This is a genomic window from Streptococcus sp. HMSC072D07, assembly GCF_001814835.1.
GTDB lineage: Bacteria > Bacillota > Bacilli > Lactobacillales > Streptococcaceae > Streptococcus.
This window is the reverse complement of record NZ_KV818050.1, coordinates 1-2,751: the sequence shown is the minus strand read 5'-3', so window position 1 is coordinate 2,751 and position 2,751 is coordinate 1. Positions and strand designations below refer to the sequence as shown.

Annotated in this window: 2 protein-coding genes and 1 pseudogene; all 3 read right to left on the bottom strand. The window is 38.2% G+C overall.

Going from position 1 to position 2,751, the window contains the following annotated elements:
• On the bottom strand, positions 1 to 1,844 hold a 1,844-nt coding region (locus HMPREF2991_RS03360), incomplete at its 3' end, for a hypothetical protein (protein WP_070683555.1).
• Between the two features lie 3 nt (positions 1,845 to 1,847).
• A complete protein-coding gene (locus HMPREF2991_RS03355; RefSeq protein WP_070567800.1) occupies positions 1,848 to 2,216 on the bottom strand; it encodes a DUF5082 family protein in 369 nt (122 codons plus the stop codon).
• Positions 2,217 to 2,229: 13 nt separating this feature from the next.
• Positions 2,230 to 2,751 (bottom strand): annotated as a pseudogene (locus tag HMPREF2991_RS03350) (cell division protein FtsK); the annotation flags it as partial.

Sequence of the window (2,751 nt, the reverse complement as noted above, 5' to 3'; positions counted from 1 at the left end):
ACAAGACCTTCATTATCCATCTCTTTCAAGCGGACCGCTGTATAAAAATTATGTGTTCTCATGCGAGAAATTGCGACTGAACTCTTCCCATCTTTCTGGAAAAGATAGGTATTCCCTCGATTTAAAAAGTCATCCACCATCTCAATGCGTGTCTTTTCTTTTTCCAAGTCATATCCCTTTAACTGATCGACATACTTCAAATAGGCTTGTATGGTTGCTGTTGGTAATTGAATACCCATATTGTATGGACCCGTCTTCGTAAAACCACTTTCAACAACTTTCCCCTTAACGGTTATATCCTTATCAATCGCAGAAAAGAGTTCTTTACTGAATTCCTTAGAATCACTGGTAGCCAGAGCATCAATCATCGAGACGATAGGAACTGCTTCAGGTATGAAAGTACCAACCAGTGCATAAGTTATAGCTTTACCCATTGCAGCACGCATATCTTTATTCGCTTCTTCGCGAGATTTCTCAAGTTCACCGATCCGAGCCTGCTTCTCTGCCATATTATTTCCAATAGCGGTTGCGTATTCTTCCATTTTGTAAACCTTGGTTTCGGTTGTATTGCTAATACTCGTTGGATAAGAGTAGCCACCTATATTCATTTCCAAGGTTGTTTTCTTTGTATCAACCGTATTCTTAAATGAAAATGTTGCATCCGATATATCTGAAATTGAAACTTTTGTTCTCGTTTCGGTGACATATAGTTTGTCACCAACTGCTAATTTTCCTTTTGATGTTTCTGTCCGTCCTATCTCCATTACATAAAGAGATTCCATCAAACTAACAAACTTATCCGTCAAAGCAAGATGCTTATTATATGCCGCCATCTGGTTGCTATGTACAGTGCCATCTTTAGCATATTGAACTTCCATAACCTTTTCAAGAGCTTCACCCAATCCAATCCCAGCTTTCTGAAATTTCAGCAAATACGGTTGGTTAGCAGAAAAATCACGATTCCCCATGGCATCCAGAAGATGATTGAGAGTTTCCTTATCCCCTGATTGAATCCACTCCATCATCTCCTGCGCACCAATACTGTAAAATCCTTCACTAAGATCCCCAGGTTTTTCGTTTAATATGTCTCCTGGCTGTTTATTCAATATTGCACCTAACGCACGACCATCTGCTTCTGTTTGGATAGCATCCAAATAGCTAATTTTAGTCTTAGTAAGACTACCATTTTTAATTCCTGCTAAGATACTAGAAGCCGGAATATTACATACTGCACTGGCATTTTTTATTCTAGTCTGTAGAGTTTTTAGTTCTGCTTCTGCATCCGTAGTGTCTTTTGATAAGGTATCATGTGCTTGTTGCAAGGCGTTATGAGTATCACGACGTGCTGTCGCTGCACTAGCTAGATCATCTCCCGAAGTTGTTTTAATAGTTGTTAAATCTTCTGATTCAATCCCTAGTTCAGCAGTAGCATCGTTTAATAGTGTTTGAAGATTATCAACTTTTGTTTTGATTTTCTCATATTGTTCAGACTCCACGCCATCTAATTTTTTATAGACAGAATCATTACCAGTTTGTTGAGTCCATGCTTTATTTTGGAAACCGGCAGCTGTAGCAGCATTTTCAAATGTTGATAAAGCTGTTGAAAAATGCGTAATAGTGGTAGGATACTCTTGAAATACTTGGGTCTGTAAAGTATTCAATCGAGTGAAGAAAGCATTTATTGCCTCTCCTTTGTCCTCTGAATCTCCTGTTTTACCTGCCTTTTCATTAAATTTACGCATCGTTTGTTTAGAAGCCGAGTCCACACCTTTTGAAAACTCTTGAACAGCCGAACTATAACGAGCTATGGCCGGTAAGTCATGTACTTTTATAATATCACTCATACTTTACTCCTCCGTTGTTAGACTTTTTTCAATTTCTAACCAACTAATACTAAGGCTAATCCCCGACTTCTCTGTCTCTAATTCAGAAATTTTCTGAGTCAATTTGGCCACTACGTCATCACTCTTTGCTGAAAGCTTTTGTTTAGCTGTTTTTAGTATTTTCTCTTCATTATTGGTTTCATTTAAATATGGTGTTCCTGCTAAATAATAGGTCGTTTCAATATGTTCATTGCTCGTAAGTACATATTCTATATCCGTTGAAAAATCTGTAAGTGCTTTTTTACATTCTTCCAATCGACTAATTTGACTATTCAAATTAGTAATTTCTCCACGTTTAGCATCTATCTGAGCTTGTATTGCTGCTTTTCCCATTTCTCCTCCTTTTCTATATCATTAATACTTTCATTTTACTTGCCAACCCATCGGCCACATAGTAATGTTCTTGTTCTTCCAACTGTGACTCTCGGACAGGTCTGTTGATCACTGTCAGAACTGATTGATCGCTTAAGCGAAGTGCTAAAATAGCCTGCTTATAAGAACGAGCAGTTTTTGAGATCACATCGATATGCTTGGTGATTAGTGGCGAACTCATTACAATTGAACCATATCCAGCTCGTATTCCTTTATCTAGGACATAAGCCAATGTATCAAGCGCTTCTGAGTTTAATTCACTCACCAATTCAATTAAATTGTAGACAACTACTGTTGCTACGTGCTCTCTTTCGTTTTGCTCTAAACGCTCATTAATTCGCTTCTCTATACTTGCGATAGCACTTAGATAGTCTTCGGAGTTACTAATAATCGTCACACCTTCCATTTCAGGTAGACTATGATACTTCGGTGCCAAGACGATGACCTTCTGTTTCCCTTTGGCAATGTGTTTCACCAAGGCCGTCATCTGCTCTTC